The 23634-nt window shown below is 65.5% G+C and carries 26 protein-coding genes and 1 tRNA gene; 12 read left to right on the top strand and 15 right to left on the bottom strand.

Annotation, left to right across the window (positions count from 1 at the left end; genetic code table 11):
• Positions 1-28 precede the first annotated feature (28 nt).
• The 6 genes from ACV4UZ_RS08615 to ACV4UZ_RS08590 all read right to left on the bottom strand — a co-directional run bounded on the left by ACV4UZ_RS08615 (position 29) and on the right by ACV4UZ_RS08590 (position 6177).
• The gene (locus ACV4UZ_RS08615; protein WP_491600483.1) at positions 29-1342 is read right to left on the bottom strand and encodes a hypothetical protein; all 1314 of its coding nucleotides are present in this window, start codon (positions 1340-1342) and stop codon (positions 29-31) included.
• A 29-nt stretch (positions 1343-1371) separates the two neighbouring features.
• The gene (locus tag ACV4UZ_RS08610) at positions 1372-2241 is read right to left on the bottom strand and encodes an OmpA family protein (RefSeq protein WP_491600482.1); all 870 of its coding nucleotides are present in this window, start codon (positions 2239-2241) and stop codon (positions 1372-1374) included.
• Between the two features lie 398 nt (positions 2242-2639).
• A complete protein-coding gene (locus tag ACV4UZ_RS08605) occupies positions 2640-3329 on the bottom strand; it encodes a hypothetical protein (protein ID WP_491600481.1) in 690 nt (229 codons plus the stop codon).
• Positions 3330-3333: 4 nt separating this feature from the next.
• Positions 3334-3840 (bottom strand): hypothetical protein, encoded by a 507-nt coding sequence (locus ACV4UZ_RS08600; RefSeq protein ID WP_491600480.1) that lies wholly within the window; start codon positions 3838-3840, stop codon positions 3334-3336.
• A 169-nt stretch (positions 3841-4009) separates the two neighbouring features.
• Positions 4010-5173 (bottom strand): cell division protein ZapE, encoded by a 1164-nt coding sequence (gene zapE, locus ACV4UZ_RS08595; protein WP_491600479.1) that lies wholly within the window; start codon positions 5171-5173, stop codon positions 4010-4012.
• A gap of 71 nt (positions 5174-5244) precedes the next feature.
• Positions 5245-6177: an exopolyphosphatase gene (locus ACV4UZ_RS08590; protein ID WP_491600478.1), complete on the bottom strand. Its 933-nt coding sequence runs from the start codon at positions 6175-6177 to the stop codon at positions 5245-5247.
• 159 nt (positions 6178-6336) lie between these two features.
• On the opposite strand from ACV4UZ_RS08590, the gene ACV4UZ_RS08585 reads away from it, so the two are divergent.
• The gene (locus tag ACV4UZ_RS08585) at positions 6337-6741 is read left to right on the top strand and encodes a hypothetical protein (RefSeq protein WP_491600477.1); all 405 of its coding nucleotides are present in this window, start codon (positions 6337-6339) and stop codon (positions 6739-6741) included.
• A gap of 67 nt (positions 6742-6808) precedes the next feature.
• Here ACV4UZ_RS08585 and ACV4UZ_RS08580 read toward each other — a convergent pair whose 3' ends face one another.
• The 6 genes from ACV4UZ_RS08580 to ACV4UZ_RS08555 form a co-directional block, all read right to left on the bottom strand.
• Positions 6809-7588 (bottom strand): succinate dehydrogenase iron-sulfur subunit, encoded by a 780-nt coding sequence (locus ACV4UZ_RS08580; protein WP_491600476.1) that lies wholly within the window; start codon positions 7586-7588, stop codon positions 6809-6811.
• Positions 7589-7609: 21 nt separating this feature from the next.
• On the bottom strand, positions 7610-9394 hold the full coding sequence (sdhA, locus tag ACV4UZ_RS08575; protein WP_491600475.1) for a succinate dehydrogenase flavoprotein subunit: 1785 nt from the start codon (positions 9392-9394) through the stop codon (positions 7610-7612).
• A 4-nt stretch (positions 9395-9398) separates the two neighbouring features.
• Positions 9399-9779 (bottom strand): succinate dehydrogenase, hydrophobic membrane anchor protein, encoded by a 381-nt coding sequence (sdhD, locus tag ACV4UZ_RS08570; RefSeq protein WP_491600474.1) that lies wholly within the window; start codon positions 9777-9779, stop codon positions 9399-9401.
• Between the two features lie 15 nt (positions 9780-9794).
• Complete coding sequence (sdhC, locus tag ACV4UZ_RS08565; RefSeq protein WP_491600473.1) at positions 9795-10172, bottom strand: succinate dehydrogenase, cytochrome b556 subunit; 378 nt, start codon at positions 10170-10172, stop codon at positions 9795-9797.
• 426 nt (positions 10173-10598) lie between these two features.
• Positions 10599-11675: a MaoC family dehydratase gene (locus ACV4UZ_RS08560; RefSeq protein WP_491600472.1), complete on the bottom strand. Its 1077-nt coding sequence runs from the start codon at positions 11673-11675 to the stop codon at positions 10599-10601.
• Between the two features lie 98 nt (positions 11676-11773).
• On the bottom strand, positions 11774-12652 hold the full coding sequence (locus ACV4UZ_RS08555; RefSeq protein ID WP_491600471.1) for an HpcH/HpaI aldolase/citrate lyase family protein: 879 nt from the start codon (positions 12650-12652) through the stop codon (positions 11774-11776).
• Positions 12653-12744: 92 nt separating this feature from the next.
• Here ACV4UZ_RS08555 and pdxY point away from each other — a divergent pair, with 92 nt between their 5' ends.
• Complete coding sequence (pdxY, locus tag ACV4UZ_RS08550) at positions 12745-13596, top strand: pyridoxal kinase PdxY (RefSeq protein WP_491600470.1); 852 nt, start codon at positions 12745-12747, stop codon at positions 13594-13596.
• 13 nt (positions 13597-13609) lie between these two features.
• Here pdxY and ACV4UZ_RS08545 read toward each other — a convergent pair whose 3' ends face one another.
• Entirely contained in the window at positions 13610-14494 is an 885-nt protein-coding gene (locus ACV4UZ_RS08545; protein WP_491600469.1) for a hypothetical protein, read from the bottom strand.
• Between the two features lie 236 nt (positions 14495-14730).
• On the opposite strand from ACV4UZ_RS08545, the gene ACV4UZ_RS08540 reads away from it, so the two are divergent.
• A complete protein-coding gene (locus ACV4UZ_RS08540; RefSeq protein WP_491600468.1) occupies positions 14731-15354 on the top strand; it encodes a LysE family translocator in 624 nt (207 codons plus the stop codon).
• Here ACV4UZ_RS08540 and ACV4UZ_RS08535 read toward each other — a convergent pair whose 3' ends face one another.
• Positions 15355-16026 (bottom strand): glutathione S-transferase family protein, encoded by a 672-nt coding sequence (locus ACV4UZ_RS08535; protein ID WP_491600467.1) that lies wholly within the window; start codon positions 16024-16026, stop codon positions 15355-15357. It abuts the gene before it with no gap.
• A 135-nt stretch (positions 16027-16161) separates the two neighbouring features.
• Here ACV4UZ_RS08535 and ACV4UZ_RS08530 point away from each other — a divergent pair, with 135 nt between their 5' ends.
• From ACV4UZ_RS08530 to ACV4UZ_RS08520, 3 genes are all read left to right on the top strand, one after another.
• Positions 16162-17016, top strand: a complete 855-nt coding sequence (locus ACV4UZ_RS08530) for a DUF4743 domain-containing protein (protein ID WP_491600466.1) — start codon at positions 16162-16164, stop codon at positions 17014-17016.
• Positions 17017-17183: 167 nt separating this feature from the next.
• Positions 17184-17684 carry an Hsp20 family protein gene (locus tag ACV4UZ_RS08525; RefSeq protein ID WP_491600465.1) on the top strand — a complete coding sequence of 167 codons (501 nt, stop codon included), beginning with the start codon at positions 17184-17186 and terminating at the stop codon, positions 17682-17684.
• Positions 17685-17686: 2 nt separating this feature from the next.
• Entirely contained in the window at positions 17687-17920 is a 234-nt protein-coding gene (locus ACV4UZ_RS08520; protein ID WP_491600464.1) for a DUF1150 family protein, read from the top strand.
• Between the two features lie 42 nt (positions 17921-17962).
• On the opposite strand, the gene ACV4UZ_RS08515 is transcribed toward ACV4UZ_RS08520, so the two are convergent.
• Positions 17963-18970 (bottom strand): complex I NDUFA9 subunit family protein, encoded by a 1008-nt coding sequence (locus ACV4UZ_RS08515; RefSeq protein ID WP_491600463.1) that lies wholly within the window; start codon positions 18968-18970, stop codon positions 17963-17965.
• A gap of 215 nt (positions 18971-19185) precedes the next feature.
• On the opposite strand from ACV4UZ_RS08515, the gene ACV4UZ_RS08510 reads away from it, so the two are divergent.
• From ACV4UZ_RS08510 to lptB, 6 genes are all read left to right on the top strand, one after another.
• Positions 19186-19272: transfer RNA gene (locus ACV4UZ_RS08510), tRNA-Leu, on the top strand.
• Between the two features lie 86 nt (positions 19273-19358).
• Positions 19359-19970 carry a ribonuclease D gene (locus tag ACV4UZ_RS08505; RefSeq protein ID WP_491600462.1) on the top strand — a complete coding sequence of 204 codons (612 nt, stop codon included), beginning with the start codon at positions 19359-19361 and terminating at the stop codon, positions 19968-19970.
• Between the two features lie 246 nt (positions 19971-20216).
• A complete protein-coding gene (locus tag ACV4UZ_RS08500; protein ID WP_491600461.1) occupies positions 20217-21182 on the top strand; it encodes a KpsF/GutQ family sugar-phosphate isomerase in 966 nt (321 codons plus the stop codon).
• Positions 21179-21895: an LPS export ABC transporter periplasmic protein LptC gene (lptC, locus tag ACV4UZ_RS08495; protein WP_491600460.1), complete on the top strand. Its 717-nt coding sequence runs from the start codon at positions 21179-21181 to the stop codon at positions 21893-21895. Before ACV4UZ_RS08500 ends, lptC begins: the two co-directional genes overlap by 4 nt.
• Entirely contained in the window at positions 21892-22839 is a 948-nt protein-coding gene (locus ACV4UZ_RS08490; RefSeq protein WP_491600459.1) for an LptA/OstA family protein, read from the top strand. Before lptC ends, ACV4UZ_RS08490 begins: the two co-directional genes overlap by 4 nt.
• Positions 22836-23633: an LPS export ABC transporter ATP-binding protein gene (gene lptB / locus ACV4UZ_RS08485; protein WP_491600458.1), complete on the top strand. Its 798-nt coding sequence runs from the start codon at positions 22836-22838 to the stop codon at positions 23631-23633. The genes ACV4UZ_RS08490 and lptB overlap by 4 nt, the downstream gene beginning before the upstream one ends.
• The last annotated feature ends 1 nt before the right edge of the window (position 23634 follow it).

Below are 23634 nucleotides of genomic sequence, written 5' to 3'. Positions count from 1 at the left end.
GATCCTGCGACAATAGTTGCGTCGGGACTTAGGACTCGGGGAAGTAGGCCTGCAATTCAGCTGCCGGGTACTCCAGGCGCTCCGTATTGAACCGTGCCAGAGGCAGGCGATTGGGGCCGAATACCAGCGGTCGCTTCTGGCGGGTCGCTCCGGTGACCAGGGCATTTCGGTATGCCGCCAGGTTGGCGTTGATCTGCTGGCTGGCTGAACGCAGTATGTTGACCCGGGCGTTCATCAGTTTTTCCCGCAGACCGCGAATGGTGCGCAGCTGGTCGTTCTGATCCCGCGCCTGATTGTCAAGAATGGCCTCGGCCTCGAGGAATTGCGCGGCGATTTGCTCTCGTTTGGTGGCAAGTTGGCGGTTGAACTTCTCCAGCTCATCCTGGGCCCGCTGCGCATCGAGTCGGGCTTCGTTGAAGTTCGGAATGGGGTCGTGGAAGAAATATGACACCAGGCATCCGGCGAACCAGACCAGAACATTGAGAATGACCGTCTGAAGCAGTCTGCCCTCAACCGATTCCGTGGCTCGGCCATTGCCCAGAACATCCGGCCCCAGTCCGGAGCTCAGTCCGAATTGGGCGGATATGAAGCCGTACCGTTCGTAGGTGACCGTTCCCAGGGCGATGAGGAAGAAGAAAGTCACCAAGCTGATGACGGCAATGGTTTGGATGCGCTCGCGCTGGTCCACGGATTTGTTGAACATCCGTAAGCGTTGCTTGAGAACCAGGCCGTGAAAGTGGCTGGCTGCGGCAAATGAGACGGCAATGATGGCCGTTGCCGCCATTGCGAAAAATGGTGCGTAGGCTTCACGGAAGGTCGGGTAATTGATGAACCATTCCGACAGGCCGACCAGCATAAGCGGAATGATGTAGTATACTCGCGAATAGCCGTGCGGGATCTTGCCCCGGTTTTCCGCCAGCATGTCTTTGTACCGCTTTTCCGTTGTCGCCACCCTGCTTAGCAGTTCCTTGTAGCGCGGATGGCTGGTGTGTTCCGTTTGTGCGGCCCCCTCCTTGGCCTTGCGATCGGCATTGAGGCGCTGCCGCCCCGCCTCGTAACTGAACTCCGCCGAGACGCGCTCCTGTCGAAGCTGCAGTGCATGCATGACCTCGCGATAACGCTTCTGCCAAGTCCCGATGGCTTCAAGAATGGGGAGGACCACATAGCTTTTCATGCCTTGGGTGTGCCCGTGCTCGTCGAGAAGCATTTCGTCGTCTATGGCGGTCTCGATATCCCTGGAGACGGTTTCCTCCAGCAAGTCCGGGCTAGCCTTGGCGGTGATGCTCGCCAGCGGATCATCCGATATCAGGTCGTTCACCAGGTTGATCAGGTCACTGGACATGGGGCTTCTCCGCAGGCTTCAGCACGGGCTCAATGGGATGGCAGAATACCCAGGCGCACCATGGCGGCTCGCTCCTCCTGGGTCAGGGTGGTTGCCGAAGCCGGCTTGAGTTGGGCAACCCGCCGCGCCGGAAGGCCGGACGCTGGCGAGGAAGCCGTATCCGGCTGAGGCGCAGGCTTGGGCGCGGGGGCTGGCTCGGCTTGAACCGGCGGGGGCGACGACTGGGGGGGAGCCGGGGGCGCAGGCTGCGTGGGGGCGGGGGGCAGGGGGGGCACTGCCGCCGGAAAGCCGCTGTCTCGGACATAACTGGGAATCGCCAGCATGCGGGGAGGTGAAACGGGGATGCCCTCCGCGGTCACCGAGGCAACCGCCACTTCGACGGTTCGGGTGGTGCAGTTGGGGCAAGGTGGCTGTGATGGGGTCGCAAGTGCTGCGTCGTTGGTGTCTTGCCGGGCGGAAATCAGGAACTCCACCCGCCTATTCTGCGCTCTACAGTTCGGAGTCCGGTTGGATGCCACGGGCTGCGCCTCTCCCATTCCGACCAATTGAATTTGCGGGTGAGGAACTCCGTGGAGAATCAGTTGCGCGGCAACCGACTCGGCCCTGCGACGCGACAATTCAAGATTATAGACGTCACTGCCCTGAGAATCCGTGTGGCCAATGACCATGATCTGCGGCTTGGTCTGGTCCGATGTAATGACACGGGAGATCGCGGAAATTATGGCCTCTGCGTCGCGCAGGACTCTGTCACTGTCCGTGTCGAAGAATACGCGGTTGTTAAAGGAAAGCCTTGCTACCGGTTCGGCTTGGCCGCCGACACCTTGCTTCAGCCAATCCCCCCTGAGTTCGGCATCCGCAACCTTGGGCAGGGTGGCGACGATGCGGTCCAGACCGATCATGCGGCTGGTGTGGCCCTCTCGGATGCGTTCGGCTGTCAGGGGCGGCGACAGATGTCCATCGTTGGCCTGAGAGGGAGCGGCATTGCGGGCTGGAGGCGATGGTGAAGCGTCAGGCTCGGATGGCCTCGGAGGGGGGCGATCTGATGCGTCTATGCCACCCAAGACCCGAATAGCGTCTTTCCGGAGTTGGTCTGCGGTGCAGCCGACTAGGGCTGCGCAAACTGCGAACGTGCCAAGAGTTGAAATAAGCCGTTTCATGTCCGCTACAATCCGTTTGACGCAATGCGACAGATGGAGTGGCATAATGCAAATCAAGGCAGAAGTTGCCTTCATGTGTCTCCTTGATACCGTGTTTTTATAAACAATAAAAGTGCGGAAAAGTTGCATACAATGTTTGCCTAGCACGTCGGGATCAACTCGATCCGGCGGCTGAGCGGGCCTGGGGCAACGTTCTCAATGGTTTCTATGCAGCTTATCCAGGGCCACTTTCGAGTTACGGCGGCGCAGGTATTTATCGCGCGTGTCCATGCGGCTTCCCTGGCTTCGGCTTGGCCACCCCAATATCCCTTGGCCTCCACCTTGAGGTTGCGTCCTTCGGAGTGGGGGCGCAGATAATCCGGAACAACGTCAGGCAGCAGCAATGTTTCGCTGCCTGTTCGCCGGGGGCAAGCCTCACGCTCGCTTGCGGCCTCCTTGCCGGGGACTTGGCAGCCAACTCCCGGGGGGCAGACCGCCAAGGGGTGAACGCACTCCCCCTTGGAAAAATAAAGCGACAGATTGGGGCGGGCGGGGAGTGTGAGGGTGACGGGAGTAATTCTGGGGTGTGTCTGTGGAGCCTGCTTGCCAGCCGAGAGAACTGGCTGCCTGACAGCCTCCGTGCCATCCTTCTTGACGGCGTTGGCGATTGTTTTTTCCTTTGTGGAAATAGTGGGGGCAAGATTGAGGAGGGTAAGGGTTGGCTGAATTAAGAGTGAGAATATAATCAATAATAAAAATAAAATACGACTGCGGCCTTTTCTGATGCCGTCAAATGCGCGTGCGATATGGCCTAGAATTCGAACCGATGGAATTGATGAGTCGTTGTCCACGGATCTATAGCCTCGCCAAGAGCTTCTTTACCTCATCTGCCTTATCTGACTGTCTCTTAGTGGGGCTGGTCACCAGATCCAGGATCGCGACTTTTGCCTCAAAGCGAGCCAACTCTTCATTCAGGCTCTTATTGTCGGATTCGACCCTGCCGCGCATGGTTCCAACCCATTTGCTGCAGATCAGCAATCCAACCACCAGAAAGGCGAGCAGGGATGTGCGGGTGGAAACGGTATCTGCCAGTTTGGCCTTGTCGCCGGATGAAGCGATATCCGTGCCCAGTTGCACGGCAACTCCAAGAACGAGGATCACGATGAGAATTTCCATCGCCTCATGCATCGCAGGGCCCCAATTAATATCCCTGACATGCCTTGCGCTGGGCTGGGACTCTGGGGCTCCATGGAGTTTTCCGGCCCGGTCAAGTTGCCTTTCTCGGTCGAGCCGCTGCTGTTTGCCCTCGCCTCCATACCAGGCAAACGGGATGCCTGCGATCAGGATGACCAAGGCGGCCACGATCCACCAGGCTGCTCCCCGGGAAATTGTTAAGATTACGTCATTCTGAGTAAAAGTTAGCCATCCCCCCATTGGGCGCAACTCCAGGCAGTTGTTTGCCAGGAGTATATACCCGGATGGAAAATTCTATCAACGACAACGGCAATTTTAAATTGTATACAGTGCGGGGCTACCCCACCCACTCCCGCATCACATAATCTTCCGCCTGCATCTCCATCAGGCGCGATACGGTGCGCTGGAACTCGAAGGCGCCGACGCCCTCGGGGTACAGGGTTTCCGGCGGTGCGGCCGCCGAGCAGATCAGGGTCACCTTGTGCTCGTAAAGCGCATCGACCAGGGTGACAAAGCGCCTTGCCTCGTCCTTGTTGGCGGGCGACAGCAGCGGGATGTCGGACAGCACCAGGGTGTGGTAGCGCGACGCCAGCGCCAGGTAGTCGCTGGGACCCAGCGCCGTGCCGCACAACTGGGCGAAGGAGAAGCGGGCGACGCCCACGGCGGCCAGGGGGATGCGCAATTGCCGGCCATTGACCTCGATGGTGTGGGGAATGGCGCTGGCACCTTCGGTCAGCCGCGCGAAGGCCATCTCCAGCGCCGCATCCGAGGATTCGTCCAGCGGGGCGTGATAGACCTGCAGGCCGCGCTTGCGGCCCAAACGGTAGTCGCGGTCCGAGTTCAGTTCCAGGATGTCCAGCTTGTCCTGAATCAGCTTGATGAAGGGAATGAAGCGCTCGCGCTGGAGCCCGTCCTTGTAGAGGTCGTTGGGATGGCGGTTGGAGGTGATGACCACGATCACCCCGTCATCCATCAGGCATTTGAACAGCCGGCCGACGATCATGGCGTCGGCGATGTCGGTGACCTGCAACTCGTCCAGGCACAGCAGCCAGGCTTCCGAGGCGATGGAGCGGGCCAGCTTGGGGATGGGGTCGGCATCGCCGCGGGACGGCGTCTGGCGCCATTTGTGGATGTCGGCGTGAATGTCGCGCATGAACTCGTGGAAGTGGACGCGCTTCTTGCCCGGGATGGAGGCGGTGTGGAAGAACAGGTCCATCAGCATGGACTTGCCGCGTCCCACCTCGCCGAAGATGTAGAGGCCGTGCTTGGGCGCCGCCTGGGCCTCCAGGTCGCCGCCGCCCCAGGTCCAGGCCGATTCCGGCGCCGCCTTCTTCAGGCCGAAGCGGGCCAGCCAGCCGGTCTCGCCCAGCGAGGGACGGTAGCGCGCCAGGGCGTGATGGAGGCTTTGCAGCTTCTCCATGGCCAGTTCCTGGGCGACGTCGGGCCGGACCTCGCCGCTTTGGACCTTGGCGCGGTAGGCGAACAGGGGGCCTTCGCCCATAATTCCCTCAAGCTCCCGAAACGAAAGCGGGCGGGAGTCGCCTCCCGCCCGGTGATGAAGGCCGGGGCCGTTCAGCCGTCGGCGTTGATCTTGGCGATGATGTCGCCCAGTGCCTTGTCGCACACGGCGTTGTCCACCTGGCAGGTGCCGGCGTTCATGTGGCCGCCGCCGCCGTATTTCAGGCACAGCTCGCCCACATTGGTGTTGGACGAGCGGTTGACGATGGACTTGCCGATGGCGAAGACGGTGTTCTGCTTCTTCACGCCCCACAGCACGTGGATGGAGATGTTGGTCTCCGGGTACAGCGCGTAGATCATGAAGCGGTTGCCGGCGAAGATGGTCTCCTCGCCGCGCAGGTCCAGCACCACCAGGTTCTTGTGGACGGTGGAGCAGCGCTTGATCTGATCCTTGAACTTCTCGGCGTGCTCGAAATAGATGTCGGTGCGTTCCTTGACGTCGGGCAGGGCGAGGATCTGGTCGATGTTGTGGTTCCGGCAGTAATCGATCAGGTCCATCATCAGCTGGTAGTTGGACACCCGGAACTCGCGGAAGCGGCCCAGGCCGGTGCGGGCGTCCATGATGTAGTTCAGCAGCGTCCAGCCGGTGGGGTTGAGAATCTCGTCCAGCGAGTACTGGGCGGAATCGCCCTGGTCCACCGCCGCCATCATCTCGTCCCAGGCGGCCGGGAACACCTTGGCGCCGCCGTAGTAGTTATAGACGACGCGGGCGGCCGAGGGGGCCTCGGCCTCGATGACGTGGTTCTCCTTCTTGCCCACCCGGATGGTCTCGGACAGGTGGTGGTCGAAGGCGATGTGCACGCCCTCCACAAAGGGCAGGTTGGTGGTGATGTCCTTCGGTCCGATCTCGATGATGCCGTCCTGCATGTCCTTGGGATGGACGAACTTGATGTCGTCGATGAGATCGAGCTGCTTCAGCAGCACCGCGCAGACCAGACCGTCGAAGTCGCTGCGGGTAACCAGCCGGAATTTCTTGCCGTCGGACATAGACCTACTCCTCTTTCCCACCCCAGGGGTAGACGCCATTTCCCCGAGAATAGCCTCGAGTGGTTCCAGTGACAACGTCCCTGGCGCAGGAATGTTCCCAAAAGAGGGGAGTTGGTTTAAACAATGGGGGCGCTTCCCCGGTTTCCATGGGCCCCCCTGATGCATGTCCTCCGCACTACCGCCTTCGTCTTGCTGGCCGCGCTGCTGGGCGGCTGCTCCATGGGCGAGGCATTCGTCGATCGCCGCGAGATGGGCAGGTCCATCAAGAAGCAGAAACTCCCCGGCTATGACGGGCAGGTCAGCGTCTGCTACGGCGGCGACACCACGAGGGCCGAACGCGACCGCCTGGCCGCCGAGGCCTGCGAGGTTTACGGCCTAAAGGCCATTCTGAGCGATGAGATCAAGTGGCAGTGCCGCCTGACCGTTCCCCATCGCGCCAATTATTACTGCTACGACCCCGAGATGCGCATGGCCGACGGTTCCCTGGTCGATCCGTTCTCCAGTTCCCAGGTCAAGGCCTGGGAGCGCGAGCGCCGGGGCAAGGGACAGGCCGCAGGGGAGTGAGCGGAACGGAAAAGGGGCGGCTCCCATGGGAGCCGCCCCTTTCGTCTGTCCGACCGTCAAGTCCGCGTCAGAGGCGGCGCTCGGCGATCTTTTCCTTGATGGCACCGATGGCCTTGGCGGGATTGAGGCCCTTGGGGCAGGTCTTGGTGCAGTTCATGATGGTGTGGCAGCGGTAGAGCTTGAAGGGGTCCTCAAGCGCGTCCAGACGCTCGCCGGTCATCTCGTCGCGGGTGTCGAGAATCCAGCGGGCGGCCTGCAGCAGCACCGACGGGCCGAGATAGCGGTCGCCGTTCCACCAGTAGCTGGGGCAGCTGGTCTGGCAGCAGAAGCACAGGATGCATTCCCACAGGCCGTCGAGCTTCTCGCGCTCTTCCGGGCTCTGCAGCCGCTCGCCGTCGGGGGGCGGAGCGGTCTGGGTCTGCATCCAGGGCTTGATGGAGGCCAACTGGGCGTAGGGCAGGGTCAGGTCGGGGATCAGGTCCTTGACCACCGGCATGTGCGGCAGTGGATAGATGGCCGCGTCGCCCTTGATGTCCTCGATGGGCTTCAGGCAGGCCAGCGTGTTGGTGCCGTCGATGTTCATGGCGCACGAACCGCAGATGCCTTCACGGCACGAGCGGCGGAAGGTCAAGGTCGAGTCGATCTCGTTCTTGATCTTCAGCAGGGCGTCCAGGACCATGGGGCCGCAGGCGTCGAGGTCAACCTCGTAGCTGTCCAGCCGCGGGTTGGCGTTGGAATCGGGGTCATAGCGGTAGATCTTGAAGACCTTGACGTTCTTGGCGCCAGTGGCCTTGTAGACCTTGCCGGGCTGGACCCGCGAGTTGGCGGGCAGGGCGAAATCAACCATGTGCGTTCTCCTTACCCTTCCTTAGTACACGCGCTTCTGCGGCTTGATGTACTCGACCTCGTCGGTCAGCGTGTAGGTGTGCACCGGACGGTAATCCAGGGTCACCTTGCCGTCCTTGACGGTGGCCAGGGTGTGCTTCTGCCACTCGACGTCGTCACGCTCGGGGTAATCCTCGTGGGCGTGGGCGCCGCGGCTTTCGTGGCGGGCTTCGGCGCCGACGATGGTGGCGAGCGCGCAGTCCATCAGGTTCTCGAGCTCGAGAGCCTCGACCAGATCCGAGTTCCACACGGTGGAGCGGTCGTTGATCTTGATCTGCGGCAGGGTGGAGGCCACCTCGCCCATCTTCTGGCAGCCCTCGGCAAGCGACTTGGAGGTGCGGAACACCGCCGCGTCCATCTGCATGGTCTTCTGCATGGCCAGGCGGATTTCGCTGGTATGCATGGAGCCGGAGGCGTTGCGCAGACGGTCGAAGCGCGACACCGCCAGGTCCGAGCCGTCCTTGGGCAGGGGCTTGTGCGGCGTGCCGGGCTTGAGGATCTTGGCGGCGTGCAGCGCGGCGGCGCGGCCGAACACCACGATGTCCAAGAGCGAGTTGGTGCCCAGGCGGTTGGCGCCGTGCACCGACACGCAGGCGGCCTCGCCGATGGCCATCAGGCCCTGCACCGTGGCGTCGGGATTGTCCTTGGTGGGACGCAGCACTTCGCCGTGCAGGTTGGTGGGGATGCCGCCCATGTTGTAGTGGACGGTGGGCAGCACGGGGGCCGGGGCCTTGGTCACGTCGACGCCGGTGAAGATCTTGGCGGTCTCGGTGATGCCGGGCAGGCGCAGCTCCAGGGTCTCGGCGCCCAGGTGCTCCAGGTGCAGGAAGATGTGGTCCTTGTCCTTGCCCACGCCGCGGCCTTCGCGGATTTCCATGGTCATGGCGCGCGACACCACGTCACGGGACGCCAGGTCCTTGGCGGTGGGGGCGTAACGCTCCATGAAGCGCTCGCCGGCGGAGTTGGTCAGGTAGCCGCCCTCGCCGCGGGCGCCCTCGGTGATCAGGCAGCCCGAACCGTACATGCCGGTGGGGTGGAACTGCACGAACTCCATGTCCTGCAGCGGCAGGCCGGCGCGGGTCACCATGCCGTGGCCGTCGCCGGTGCAGGTGTGGGCCGAGGTGCAGGAGAAGTAGGCGCGGCCATAGCCGCCCGAGGCCAGCACCACCTGATGGGCGCGGAAGCGGTGCAGCGTGCCGTCGTCCAGGTTCCAGGCCACCACGCCGCGACAGGTGCCGTCGGCATCCATGATCAGGTCCAGGGCGAAGTACTCGATGAAGAACTCGCACTGGTGCTTCAGGCACTGGGAATACAGGGTGTGCAGGATGGCATGTCCGGTGCGGTCGGCGGCGGCGCAGGCGCGCTGCACCGGCTTCTCGCCGAAATTGGACATGTGGCCGCCGAACGGGCGCTGGTAGATCTTGCCCTCGGGAGTGCGCGAGAAGGGCACGCCGAAGTGTTCCAGCTCATGCACGGCCGGCACGGCCTCGCGGCACATGTACTCGATGGCGTCCTGGTCGCCCAGCCAGTCCGACCCCTTGACGGTGTCGTACATGTGCCACTGCCAGGTATCCTCGGCCATGTTGCCGAGCGAGGCGCCGATGCCGCCCTGGGCGGCCACGGTGTGGGAGCGGGTGGGGAACACCTTGGTGATGCAGGCGGTCTTGAAGCCGGCCTGACCCATGCCCATGGTGGCGCGCAGGCCGGCGCCACCGGCGCCGACAACCACCACGTCGTAGGTGTGGTCGATGATCTTGTAGGCGGCCATGACGTCAGGCTCCAATCGCGACTTTGAGGATCGACACCGTCATGAAGACGGCGAGGAAGGCGATGACCAGCTTGGACCCGACCAGGGCCGCGACCTTCTTGCAGTCGCAGTGGACGTAGTCCTCGATCACCACCTGCAGGCCCAGCTGGGCGTGGTACAGCACCGTGAGAACGGTGAGCAGCAGCAGCGAGGAATTGCCGGGCTTGGCCATCCACGCCTTGAAGGTGGCGTAGTCGGCGTGCGACAGGCCGATCACGGAGACGGCGAACCACAGCGACAGGGGGATCAGGAAGATGGCGGTGACGCGCTGGGCGATCCAGTGGCCGGCGCCTTCCTTGGCGGAACCGAGGCCGCGGGCGCGGCCGACAGGGGATTCGAGGCTCATTGTGGGCGCTCCCGATTACAGGCCGAAGATCCAGGCCAGCAGGGTCAGCGCGGCGGCGGCGCCCACGACCATGCGGCCCGATTTGTCGGCCTCGGCGATCTCGAAGCCACGGCCCTTGTCCCAGAACAGGTGACGGATGCCGTTGCACAGGTGATAGAACAGGGCGCCGGTCCAGCCGAACAGCACCAGCTTGCCCAGCCACGAGCCGAGCAACGCCTGGGCGCTGGCATAGGCGGCGGGGCCATAGGCGGCCGAGGCCAGCCAGTACGCCAGCACGATCGTGCCGACCGCGAGAGCCACGCCGGTGATGCGGTGGCTGATGGACAGGATGGCGGTGAACGGCATCCTGTAAACCTGAACGTGAGGCGAAAGCGGCCGGGTGCGCGTTGTCATGGCAATAGCCCCTGAAATACGGACGACGAAGGCCTTGTATCGGCCCTTTGCGGCGATGCGGTGTAGGTGTTTAGCCCCTCGAGCCCTCGGAGTCAACGATAGGGACCACACTTTCCGGCGGGAAATCCTACCCGGAGGGAGTAGGGCCGAACACCGAGGTGAGTGTGATACGGCCAAATGCCTGGGGTGAAGCGCTTTTATCAGATGGCGGCGATCGGGTGGGGAGATGGATTGGGGAAGCGCGAGGGGACGAATCCCCTCGCATCATCCATCCCGCCTTATACCAAGACGCACTGATCGGAACCGATCAGCGCATCGCCCTCAATCGCCGGGCGGGCGCGAGCGCCCTTGGCTCCCGCCGCATAAGCGGCGCGGCCCTTTGGGCCTAACCAAATTGCGATGAGTGGCGCTCATCGCAGTTTGGTATTACTTCTTCCGGGGCATCAGCACCGTGTAGTCGAAGTCCAGCACCACGGCGGGGTCGAAGTCCTTGCCGTTTTCCGCCTTGAAGGGGAAGGCGGCGCAGGGCTGGTTCTTGGTGGCGACCAGGCGCAGGCGCAGCGCGCCGACGTCCTTGCGGCCGGGCACCTCGATCTTTTCCAGCACCTCGGTCCAGGCGTGGATGGTGTCGCCGGCGAAGGTGGGGTTGGTGTGGCGGCCGCCGTTGATGGCGACGATCTTGAAGGCGTTGCCCAGCCCGTTGAAGGAGAGGGCGCGGGCTAGGCTGATGATGTGGCCGCCATAGATCAGGCGGCGGCCGAAGCGGCCCTGGCCCTCGGTGTACTGGTTGAAGTGGACCTTGGCGGTGTTCTGCCACAGGCGGGTGGCCATCATGTGCTCGGCTTCCTCGATGGTCATGCCGTCCACATGGTCGATCTTCTCGCCCACCGCGTAGTCGTCCCACAGATGCGGGCTGCCGGCCAGGGTGGTGTCGTAGGCGGCCAGCTTCAGGCCCTCGGGGATCACCAGATCGGCGGCGGCGACGGAAGCGGCGAGGTCCGGCACCTTCTCCTCGGCGACGGGGGCGTTCTGGTCGCGCTTTCGCACCATCACCCAGCGCACGTATTCCACCACCATCTCGTGGAGCTGGTTGGTGCCCACCGAGCGGACATAGACCACGCCGGTCTGCTTGTTGGAGTTTTCCTTGAGCCCGATCACCGTCGAGGTGGTGGTGATGGTGTCGCCGGGATAGACCATCTCGCCGAAGCGGCCGACGGCATAGCCCAGGTTGGCCACGGCGTTGAGGCTGATGTCGGGGACGGTCTTGCCGAACACCACGTGGAAGGCCAGCAGGTCGTCCACGGGGGCGATGTGGCCCATGCTCTCGGCGGCCAGCCCGATGGACCTGGCGAACTCGGCCGAGGAATTGACGGCGAAGCGCGAGCCGTAGAGCGCGGTGTACATGGCCACGTCGCCGCTGGTGACGGTGCGCGGCGTGGCGTGGTTGATCACCTGGCCGAGGCGGAAATCCTCGAAGAAATTGCCGGCGTTGGTCTTGGTCATTGCGGGACCCTTTTATTTTCGTCACCCCCGGGCTTGACCCGGGGGTCCATGGATGCCCGGATCAAGTCCGGGCATGACGGGGTGAAACGGGGAGGGTGTCAGGCGGCCGCCATGGCGGCGATCTGGTCGGCGAGCGCCACGATGCGCCGCGCGTTCTCCACGTGCAGGTTCTCGATCAGCTTGCCGTCGACCACCACCACGCCCTTGCCGGCGGCCGAGGCTTCGGCGTGGGCGGCGATGATCTTCTTCGACCACTCGATCTCCCTCTCCGCCGGGGCGAAGACCCGGTTGGCGGCGTCGATGGTCTTGGGGTGGATCAGGGTCTTGCCGTCGAAGCCCAGTTCGAGGCCCTGCTGGCAGGAATGGGCGAAGCCCTCGTCGTCGTTGAGGTCGAGATAGACGCCGTCCAGCGCCGCCAGGCCATAGGCGCGCGCCGCCAGCAGGCACAGGCCCAGGGAGGTGATCATGGGCAGGCGGTCGCGGGTATGGGCGCAGTGCAGGTCCTTGGCCAGATCCGAGGTGCCCATGACGAAGCCGCCCATGCGCGGGGTGGACCCGGCGATCTCCTCGGCCTTCAGCATGCCGCGCGGCGTCTCCATCATGCACCAGATGGCCATGTCGGCGGGGGCGCCGTTGGCGGCCATGATGGCTTCGACCTGACGCACGGTGTCGGCGCTTTCCACCTTGGGGATCAGCACGGCATGGGCGCCCGACGCGGCGGCGGCGGCCACGTCGGCCTGGCCCCAGGGGGTGGCCAGCGAGTTGACGCGCACCAGCAGCTCGCGGGCGCCGTAGCCGCCGGCCTTCACCGCATCCACAACCTGCTTGCGGGCCTCTTCCTTGGCATCGGGGGCGACCGCGTCCTCCAGGTCGAGGATCAGGCCGTCGGCGGGAAGCGTCCGGGCCTTTTCCAGGGCGCGCGGATTGGAACCGGGCATGTAGAGGACGGAACGGCGGGGCCGCGCGGTGGTCGCCATGGACGAAACTCCGACAAAGTGACAAAAGGCTGCGCAGACTACCCGATGGTCCGGTTGCGGCGCAACATTGCATCGTCTATACCGGCCTGGACATGAAGATTCTTTCTTTCCAATCGGCGGTGACCTTCGGGCACGTGGGCAATTCCGCCGCCATCTTCGCCCTGCAGCGCCTGGGGCTGGAGGCGTGCCCGGTGGATACCGTGCAGTTCTCCAACCATCCCGGCTACGGCGCCTGGCGGGGCGGAGCCCATCCGGCCCGATCGCTCGGCGACGTGGTGGACGGGCTGGAGGCGGCCGGGCTGCTGTCCTCGTTCGGCGCGGTGCTGTCCGGCTATCTGGGGCTGGCCGGGACCGGCGAGGTGGTGGCCGAGGCGGTGCGCCGCCTGCGCCACCTCCATCCCGCCGCCCTTTATGTCTGCGACCCGGTGATGGGCGACGAGGACGGGGGGCTTTACGTCGCCGAGGGCATTCCGGAAGTCTTCGCCGACACCTTGGCTCCCCTGGCCGACATCGCCACGCCCAACCGTTTCGAGCTTGGAATGCTGACCGGTCGGCCCATCGACACCGCCGATGACGCCCTTGCGGCCTCGCGTCTGCTGATGGAGCGGGGCACCCGGGCGGTGGTCACCACCAGTCTGCCGGCGGGCGAGGGGATGATCGGCTGTCTGGCGGTGAACGGCGAGGGAGCCTGGATGGTGCGCACGCCCCGCCTGCGCTTCGCCACGCCGCCCAATGGCGGCGGCGACACCCTGTCGGCGCTGCTGCTGGCCCATCTGCTCAAGGGGCGCGACCTGCCCGAGGCCCTGTCCATGGCGGTGTCCAGCCTGTACGGCGTGCTGGAGAGGACCCGGGCGACGGGCGGGCGGGAACTGGCGCTGGTGGCGGGGCAGGACGAGATCGCCCTGCCCACCCGGTTCTTTCCGCCACTGCCGGTCAAGGGATAGTCCGGCGCCGGTCCTACTTGGCCGGGGCCGGGGCCGGGGCCGGGGCCACCGCCGCCGCCGGGGCGGCGGCGCTGCGCAGCTTCTTCAGCAGGTCGAACCAGAACGGCGCTCCCAGCATGGAGGCGGCGGCGGTGCACAGCCATCCGGGAATCATGGTCAGCACTTGCAGCCATCCTCCCTTGGCCTGAAGCGCGGCGATGCGCTCCGGGGTCCAGCCCACGGGGAAGCCGCCCGCCGCCAGCTGCTTCATGGCGGCGAAGGCGTCGGCGTCCACGCCCTGGACGCCGGCCAGTTGCCCGACCAGTTCCGGGCTGGCCCAGATGCCGCGGGCCACGTGGAGGGCATCCACGTTGAAGACCACCGCCAGGATGACGGCGATCACGAAGGTCCACATGCGCATCTTGCTGGCATAGGCGGCGCTCAGATGCTTCATGGCATTGTCGAACCAGCCGGAAAGCTCCGCTTCCAGCTTGGTCAGATCACCATCGACCTGGGTGTAGAGCTGGGACAGCATGCCCTTGATCTGGGCATCGGGGACGGCGTCGAGCGCCTGTTTCAGCTCCAGCGGTGCCAGTCCCTGCTTCAGCTGAACCGATTGAATCAGCGCCAGGGCGAATTTGCCGGGCTCGATATTGGTGGGAAGCTTGCCGCGCTGGATCGGCGCCTCGGTCGCGCCCGGGACCACCAGGGGCGTCACCTGGGGATGCTTGAGGACCAGGGCGGCCAGACCCTTGCCGGCGGGATCGTTGAGCAGGTTCTTCACGGCGCTGGCCAGGGACGTGCCTGCCGTGTTCAGGAACGAGGTCAGGGCCGAGGTGGTGCCGCTCACCACCAGGGCCATCAGCGCGAAGATGGCGATCAGTCCGATCGCCACGTTGATGACGGGACCCAGAATCATCGGTCATTCCTCCAGGTAGCCACTATAATGCGATCACTTTTTCAGGGCTTGCGAACCAAAGGATGCATTTATAGATGTTTGCGGCTGAAAAGGAAACGTGTGTCTGAGTCTAATTTCGCATAACGGGAATCGCTCCCCGCCACGCCCTCCAGAGCGGGCGGGGTGAGATCGCGGCTGTTGCCTGGGGCGAGGTTTTGGTCTTTCCTGGCGCCCCGTTTCCCGTCGAAGGTCATCCGGTGGACTCCGTCATCCCATTCCTGCGCGGAATCGCCATAGGTTTCGCCATCGCCGCGCCCATCGGGCCGGTGGGCATCCTGTGCATCAGGAAGGCGCTGGCCGACGGACGGCTGGCCGCCTTCGTCGCCGGGCTGGGGGCGGCGGTGGCCGATTCCCTGTTCGGAGCGGTGGCGGCCTTCGGCATCGGGGCGGTGATGAGCTTCATCGACGGCCAGATGATGATGCTGAAGGTGGTCGGCGGCGTCTTCATGCTGGGCCTCGGACTCCACACCTGGCGCTCGGCGGCGGTGGCGGTGGAGGCGGAGCCGGGAAAGGGGCCGGGCATGGCGCGGGACTTCCTGTCCACCTTCGCCATCACCATCACCAATCCCGGCACCATCTTCGGCGTGGCGGGCGTGTTCGCCGCCCTCGGCCCCATGGGCCGCCCCGGCCTGGGCATGCCGACAATCCTGCTGGTGGCGGGAATCTTCGCCGGTTCGGCGCTCTGGTGGCTGACCCTGGCCGCCCTGGCCTCGGCGGCGCGCAACCGCTTCACGCCCGAGCGCATGCGGCTGTTCAACCACCTGTCGGGCGCCATGCTGATGGTGTTCGGAGCGGCGGCCCTGGGCAGCCTGATGTTCTAGCTAGAAATCCGGGTTGGCGTAATGCCGGGGCGGGGGCAGGCCGGGCAGGTGGTCGGCCAGCAGCGCGCGGAAGCTGGGACGCGACTTGACGCGGGCGTACCAGTCCTTGGCCGGGGCGTGCTGGTCCCACGGCACGTCGCCCAGGTAATCCACGGCGGAAATCTGCGCGGCGGCGGCGATGTCGGCCAGGGTGAACACGCCGCCGGCCAGATAGCCGTGGCGCTCGGCCAGGCTGCCCACATAGTCCAGATGCTGGTGGATATGGGCGTAGCCGGCGCGGATGCGGCGCGAATCGGGCTCGTTCCTGCCTGATTCCAGGCGCTTGAACACCTTCTCGCCCACCAGATGGTCGGTGACCTCGGCGTGGAACTTGCTTCCGAACCAGGCCACCAGGCGCCGTACCTCGGCGCGGGCCAGGGGTTCGGCGGGCAGCAGCGGCGTCTCGCGGCTGGTCTCCTCCAGGTACTCGACGATGGCGGTGGCGTCGCTCAGGGCGGCGCCGTCCTCCTCGACCAGCACGGGCAATAGTCCGGCCGGATTGAGGGCGAGAAACTCGGGCCGGCGCTCCCAGGTCTTTTCGATCCGGGGCTCGACATCCAGCTTCTTCTCGGCGAGCACGACGCGCACGAGGCGCGAGAAGGGGCAGAGCGGGTGATGGTAAAGGGTCCTCATGCGTCTCTTTTACCGCTTTTCCCGCAAAGAGAATAGAGGGTGGAGGCCTCATATGAACATTTCTTAAATGGCGGGCGGCCTTGACCTTTGGAGGCGGCTTCTGCACCCTGGCGCGTCTTCCGCCGGAGCCCGACCATGGCCTTCCTCGACCACATCCGCACCTGCAACCGTCACGACCTGGCCAAGTTCCGGCCGTTCTCGGTGGAGGGCAAGTGGGTCGGCTGGATCCGCCACGACGTGGCCCATCGGCTCGCCGCTTTCCCCGAGGCCTTCCGGGTGTCCGTCGAGGGGGTCAGCCTCCACCCGGCGCTCGCCACGCCCGAGGCGCGCGGCAACGCCATCGACGAGGTGGCCCGCGAACTGGCCGAGGAGTGGGGCACGCCCAGGCTGCGGGGCGAGCGCTACCGGGTGTCGGCCCGCTTCGGCGATCCGGCCCTGATGAGCATCGACCGGGGCGTGGTCAGCCTGTTCGGCATCCGCGCCTACGGCGTCCACGTCAACGGCCTGGTGCGCCGTCCCGACGGTCTTCACCTGTGGATCGGCCGGCGCGCCAAGGACAAGAGCGTGGCGCCGGGCAAGCTGGACAACATGGTGGCGGGCGGCCAGCCCAGCGACCTGTCGCTGGCGGACAACCTGATCAAGGAAGCGGCCGAGGAGGCCGACATCCCGGCGGCGCTGGCCGCCACGGCACGGCCGGTGGGCGCCGTCGCCTATTGCCTGGAGGACGAGTGGGGCCTCAAGCCCGACGTGATGTTCTGCTACGACCTGGAGGTCCCCGAGGGCTTCACGCCGCGCAACACCGACGGCGAACTCCAGGGCTTCACCCTGATGCCGGTGGAGGAGGTGGCGCGTCTGGTCAAGGATACCGACGAGTTCAAGTTCAACGTCAATCTGGTGATCATCGACTTCCTGATCCGCCACGGATTGATCTCGCCCGACGTGGAGCACGACTACGTCGACCTGGTGGGCGGCCTCAGGAAGGGCTGGTGAGGCCTGAACCGTCATCCCGGCTTCGAGCCGGGATCCAGGGGAAACGGCTCCATTTCCCCCGCTTCGCTTGACGATCCTTTAATTCCCCCCAAGATAATATGTCGAAGGGTGCCGATGGTCGGGCCCTTCCTTGGCGTACTCGCTCATGCCCGAGGAGGACGAAGATCATGTCCCGTTTGTCCGCGTTCAATTCCCCGCTGCTGCTCGGCTTCGATCATTTCGACCGGCTGCTCGACCGTATTTCCAAGTCCTCGCCCGAGGGCTATCCGCCCTACAACATCGAACAGATTTCCGAGAACGGCCTGCGCATCACGCTCGCGGTGGCCGGGTTCTCGTGGGACGACCTGTCGGTGGCGCTGGAGGACAACCAGCTGGTCATCCGCGGCCGGCAGGCCGATGACGAGGGCAGCCGCGTCTTCATCCATCGCGGCATCGCCTCCAGGCAGTTCCAGCGGGCCTTCCTGCTGGCCGACGGCATGGAAGTGATGGGCGCGTCGCTGGACAATGGATTGCTGCACGTGGACCTGATCCGCCGGGTGCCGGAGCCCAAGGTCCGCACCATTCCCATCGGGCGGGCGGGCGAGGCCCCCCATACCATCACCGTTTCCGCCGACGATGCCCCGTCGGCCCCGTCCCGGGCCAGAACCGGCCAGAAGAGGGAGGTCTGAACATGAAGACCATGGACAACAAGCCCGTCATCGCGGGCCACCACCTGATGAGCGCCACCGACTTCCTCAATTGGGGCCTGCCGGCCGTCGCCTATTTCAAGCACGAGGACAACAACGGCCAGGGCGGCTGGTCCATCCATGCCGCCGATGGCACGGTGATCGGCGCGGCGCCGTCGCGCGACACCGCCTTCGCCGCCATCGTCCAGCACGAGATGGAGCCCATGAGCGTGCATTGACGACGTCGCGCGGACGTTGCCGATGCCGCCGCGTTGGCGGCCTCAGGCGGCCTGATCGCGGCCCGGCGGAAGATGCTTGCCGTAGCGCTTCATGTAGAGCGGCAGGATCGCCTCGGCCGAGGTCGGCGTGATGCCCAACTCGGTCAGGCCCGGCTTGCCGCCCCGGACCACGTTGTCCACCTTCATCATCCGCACCTGATCCTTGGTCAGCATGGGCTTGGGCAGCATCTGCAGGAAGGTGGCCTGCAGCATGCCCAGGCCGAAGGGCAGCGGCACCAGCAGGCGGTCGAGGCCGGTGGAGGCATTCACCAGTTCCATGACCTCCTTCATGGTGTAGCGGCGCGGGCCGCCCAGTTCGAAGGTCTTGCCGGCATGGCGGGGATCGTCGAGCATGGAGACGATGGCCTGGGCCACGTCGGAGACGCTGACCGGCTGGAAGATGGGGCCGCCCGAGCCGAACAGGTCGATGGAACAGCCCGATTCGCCGCATACCGGCTTGAATCCGTCACCGGTGAACACCGGCAACACCGGCGACACCATGGCCATCTTGCCGAAGCGGTTGAAGAAATCGTCGTCGGGGCCGAACACCACCGAGGGGCGCACGATCGAGGCGCCGGGGAAGGCGGCCAGCACCGCCTCCTCGCCCAGGGCCTTGGAACGGGCGTAGGCGGCCTCGGAATTCTTGTCGGCGCCCAGCGCCGACATGTGGACCAGCCGGGTGGCGCCCGCCGCCTTGGCCGCCTGCGCCACGTTGGCGGCGCCCTTGACGTGGATGGCGTCGAAGGTGGCCCGGCCGCTCTCGTAGAGAATGCCCACCAGGTTGACCACCGCGTCCACGCCGGCCACCGCCATGGCCACCGACTTGGGGTCGGTGATGTCGGCGCGCAGCGGCGTCACCTGACCCACGTCGCCCATGGGCTTCAGAAACTCGGCGGCGATGGGGTCCCGGACCGCGGCGCGCACCACCCAGCCCTGGGCGGCGAGGCGCTTGACCACGTTCCTGCCGATGAAGCCCGAACCTCCGAACACCGTGACCACGCGCCGTGCCATGCCGTCCCTCCATTCGTTCGGCGGCATCGGTGCCGCCCCTGCCCAAACAAGGCTAAATCTTTGGGTCGGAAGCTAGCCCATAAGCCGGCCGGGTGTAAAGGGCGCGGGGCCGGGCGCAAAAAAGCGGATCGGGGCGAAAAAACATCGTTGACACCGCCCGTCGCCTCGAATATTTCTTCGCGCCTCGGACGGCTGAGGCGGTCCGGGAGCTACCTGCCCAGGTGGCGGAATTGGTAGACGCGCACGGTTCAGGTCCGTGTGGCAGTGATGTCGTGGAAGTTCGAGTCTTCTCCTGGGCACCATCTCTTAACCGCGGCGCGGTCTAGCTGATGGACACATCGGACGCGGAGCCGCCCTCCCCCAGCCGGGGATCAGAAGGAGCGGCTCCGTGACCGTTTTCTACCACAAGAACGACCTCCCCGACGGCCTCGATCTCGGCAAGCTGGTCGCCATCGATTCCGAGACCATGGGCCTCAACCTGAGCCGCGACCGCCTGTGCGTGGTGCAGCTCTCGGCCGGCGACGGCGACGCCCATGTGGTGCACTATCCCAGGCCCGAGTGGAACTCGCCCAACCTGGTCCGCATGCTGTCCGACCCGTCGGTGACCAAGCTGTTCCACTTCGCCCGCTTCGACGTGGCCATGCTGCGGCGTTACCTGGGCGTGCGCTGCAATCCGGTGTTCTGCACCAAGATCGCCTCGCGGCTCACCCGGACCAACACCGAGAGCCACAGCCTCAAGACGCTGTGCAAGGAATTCCTGGGCGTCGACCTGTCCAAGCTGCAGCAAAGCTCGGACTGGGGCGCGCCCGAGCTTTCCGCCGACCAGCTGGCCTATGCCGCGTCGGACGTGCTCTACCTGCACCAGCTCAAGGACCGCTTCGAAATCCTGCTGGACCGCGAGGGCCGCCGCGCCCTGGCCGAGGCCTGCTTCTCCTTCCTGCCCGACCGCGCCGAGCTGGATCTGGCCGGCTGGGACGCGGAAGACATCTTCTCGCATTGATTTTTCAGCCCTTTCCTTGCCGTCACCCCCGGACTTGATCCGGGGGTCCATGGATGGCCGGGGCAAACCCGGCCATGACGGGTAAAGAAGGCGTATCCACCCAGGTCACCCCCTCGGCCGCCGGGCCGGAATGCACGAAACGGACCAACCGGCTTCGTTTTGCCTTTCCGTCACCGGGCCGTTGCGTATAGTTATGCACCCTCGCCGCCAAGGGCGGGGAACGGATCAGTTTGACCGGATGTATCGATGACCGCCGATTCCGATGCCCTCGCCACCGCCCGCCGGGTTCTCGACACCGAGGCCCGCGCGCTGGATTCCCTGGCGGCGAGCCTGGACGGCCCCTTCCTCAAGGCCGTCACCCTGATCGAGGGCGCGCCGGGTCGGGTCATCGTCACCGGCATGGGCAAGAGCGGCCATGTGGGGCGCAAGATCGCCGCCACCCTGGCCTCCACCGGCTGTCCCGCCTTCTACGTCCACCCGGCCGAGGCCAGCCACGGCGATCTCGGCATGGTGACCCGCGACGATTCCGTGGTGGCGCTGTCCAATTCGGGCGAGACGCCGGAACTGGGCGACATCATCGCCTATACGAGGCGCTTCGGCATCGGGCTGATCGGCATCACGTCGCGCGACGGCTCGACGCTCGCCACCGCCGCCGACGTCGCCCTGGTGCTGCCCGCCAATCCCGAGGCCTGCCCCATGGGTCTCGCCCCCACCACCTCGACCACCATGATGCTGGCGCTGGGCGACGCCCTGGCGGTGACCCTGCTGGAGCGCAAGGGCTTCACCGCCGCCGACTTCAAGGTCTTCCATCCCGGCGGGCAATTGGGCCAGCGCCTGCTCAAGGTCTCGGACCTGATGCATGGCGGCGACGGCCTGCCCCTGGTGGGCGCCGAGACCGCCATGGCCGACGTGCTGCTGGTGATGACCGCCAAGAGTCTGGGCTGCGCCGGCGTGGTGGATGGCGAGGGCCGGTTGGCCGGCATCCTCACCGACGGCGATCTGCGCCGCCACATGAGCCCCGATCTGCTGACCGCCAAGGCCCGTGAGGTGATGACCGCCTCGCCCCGCACCGTGCCGCCCAACCTGCTGGCCGCCGAGGCGCTGCGCCAGATGAACGCGCGGTCCATCACCAGCCTGTTCGTGGTGGAGGGCGACGGACGCCCGGTGGGCGTGCTGCACGTCCACGACTGCCTGAGGGCCGGGCTGGCATGAGCCTGCGCGCCGACAGCGACTCCCTGCCCCCCCAAGAGCGCCACCCGTCCGGACGGCGCCAGAGGGGGCCGCGCCGGGGACCCTTCGCCGACCACTCCCATTTCGTCTCGGTGATGAAGATCGCCCTGCCCGCCCTGGCCGCCCTGCTGCTGGGCCTGGTGGTGGTGTGGCCCAAGCTGTCGCAGATGGAAGGCGGCTTCAAGCTGGGCTTCGCCAATCTGTCGCCCAAGTCGGTCGATACCCTGGTGATGCAGAACGCCCGCTATTTCGGCATCAGCGACGCCAACCGACCCTTCGCGGTCACCGCCGACAGCGCCACCCAGCTGCCCGGCAAGCCCGACCTCATCCACCTGGTCAATCCCAAGGCCGATTTCACCTCGTCGTCGGGAGCCAATATCGTGGTGGATTCCGTGGCGGGCATCTATCATCAGTCCACCAAGGTGCTGGAGCTGTCGGGCGGCGTGAACCTCTACCACGATACCGGCTACGAGATTCACACCCCCACCGCCACGGTGGAACTGGCCACCAATTCGGCGCGGGGCTTCGAGCCGGTGGAAGGCCACGGGCCGCAGGGCGCCATCCGCTCGGCCGGCTTCGAGATCACCGGCAAGAGCCACGACATCACCTTCACCGGCAAGTCGCAGCTGAACCTGCGCGCCGTCAGCCACAAGGCCCAGGACAAGGGCCGGAGCAAGGGAGCCAAGACGCGATGAAGCCGCCCGCTCTGATACCGCTGGTTCTCGTGGCCCTCCTGGCGGCGGCCCCCCGCCCGGCAGCCGCCCAGGGCTTCGAGATGAGCAAGTCCGGCGACCAGCAGATCCAGGTCTACGCCGACAACGGCATCGAATGGCATTCCGAGGAATTGCGGGTCATCGCGCGCGGCAACGCCCACGCCGTGCGCGGCACCATGACCGTGGACGCCGACGTGCTGACCGCCCATTACCGCAAGGGGGCCAACGGCGACGAGATCTGGCGCCTGGACGCCGACGGCAACGTGGTCATCCGTTCCCCCAAGGACACCGCCACCGGCCACAAGGCCATCTACGACCTGGACAAGTCCATCTTCGTGCTGAAGGGCGCCCCGGCCAAGCTGGTCACCCCCACCGACACCTTCACCGCCACCGAAAGCCTGGAATACTGGGAGCTGAAGAAGATGGCGGTGCTGCGCGGCGACGCCGTCGCCACCCAGCAGGGCGAAAAGACGCTGAAGGGCGACGTGCTGACCGCCCATTTCAAGGACAAGTCCGCCACGCAACCCAGGACGGGCGCCAAGCCGGCGCAATCGGGCAACACCCCGGATGACGGCGGCGGCCTGGAACTGCAGCGCGCCGACGCCTACGGCCACGTGGTGATCCAGTCCAAGAGCGAGACGGTGACCGGCGAGAGGGGCGACTACAACGCCGAAACCGGTATCGCCACCGTCTCCGGTTCGGTTAAGATCAGCCGTGAAGGCGGCAATCAGCTGGAAGGGGGATGGGCGCACGTGAACCTCAACACCGGGGTCAGCAAGCTGTTCCCCACCGCCGCCGGCGCCGCCGAAAGCGGGCAAAGGGTTCAGGGCATGTTCATTCCGCAAAAAAGAGGCGATAAGGGCGAGCCGCCGGGCAAGGCGGGCTTCACCGGCAACGTGCCGGCGTCCGGATCGGGGGGACGATGAAAAGCATCAAGCCAGGGTCACCGCTCGGCGCCGTATCCCCGATTGCTTCCGGACCGCGTCTGGTGGCCGACAATCCCGGCCTGGTGGCCCGCAACCTGGGCAAGAGCTTCAAGGGCCGTCCCGTGCTGCGCGACGTCTCGATCGCCGTGCAGCGGGGCGAGGCGGTGGGCCTGCTGGGTCCCAACGGCGCCGGCAAGACCACCTGCTTCTACTGTATCACCGGCCTGATCAACCCCGATGTCGGCTCCATCCTGCTGGACGGCACCGAGATCACCGACCTGCCCATGTACCGCCGGGCCCGGCTGGGCATCGGCTACTTGCCGCAGGAGGCCTCCATCTTCAGAGGGCTTTCGGTGGAGGGCAACATCATGGCGGTGCTCGAGGTGGTGGAGGCCGACCAGGAACGCCGCCAGCACGACCTGGAAAGCCTGCTGGCCGAGTTTTCCATCAGCCATCTGCGCCGCGCTCCGGCCATGGCGCTGTCGGGTGGCGAGCGCCGCCGCGTCGAGATCGCCCGGGCGCTTGCCTGCCGCCCGCACTTCATCCTGCTGGACGAGCCGCTGGCCGGCATCGACCCCATCGCCGTGTCGGACATTCGCGATCTGGTCGCCCATCTCAAGCATCGCGGCATCGGGGTGCTGATCACCGACCACAATGTGCGCGAGACCCTGGACCTCATCGACCGTGCCTACATCCTGCACGATGGCGCGGTTCTGATGGAGGGCCGCCCCGCCGAGATCGTCGCCCACGAAGGGGTGCGGCGCGTCTATCTCGGCGAGCGGTTCAGCATGTAAC

The sequence above is a fragment of the Paramagnetospirillum sp. genome (genome assembly GCF_058402745.1).
Note: the sequence above shows the minus strand (reverse complement) of the source record. Positions and strands in the feature narration are given on the sequence as shown.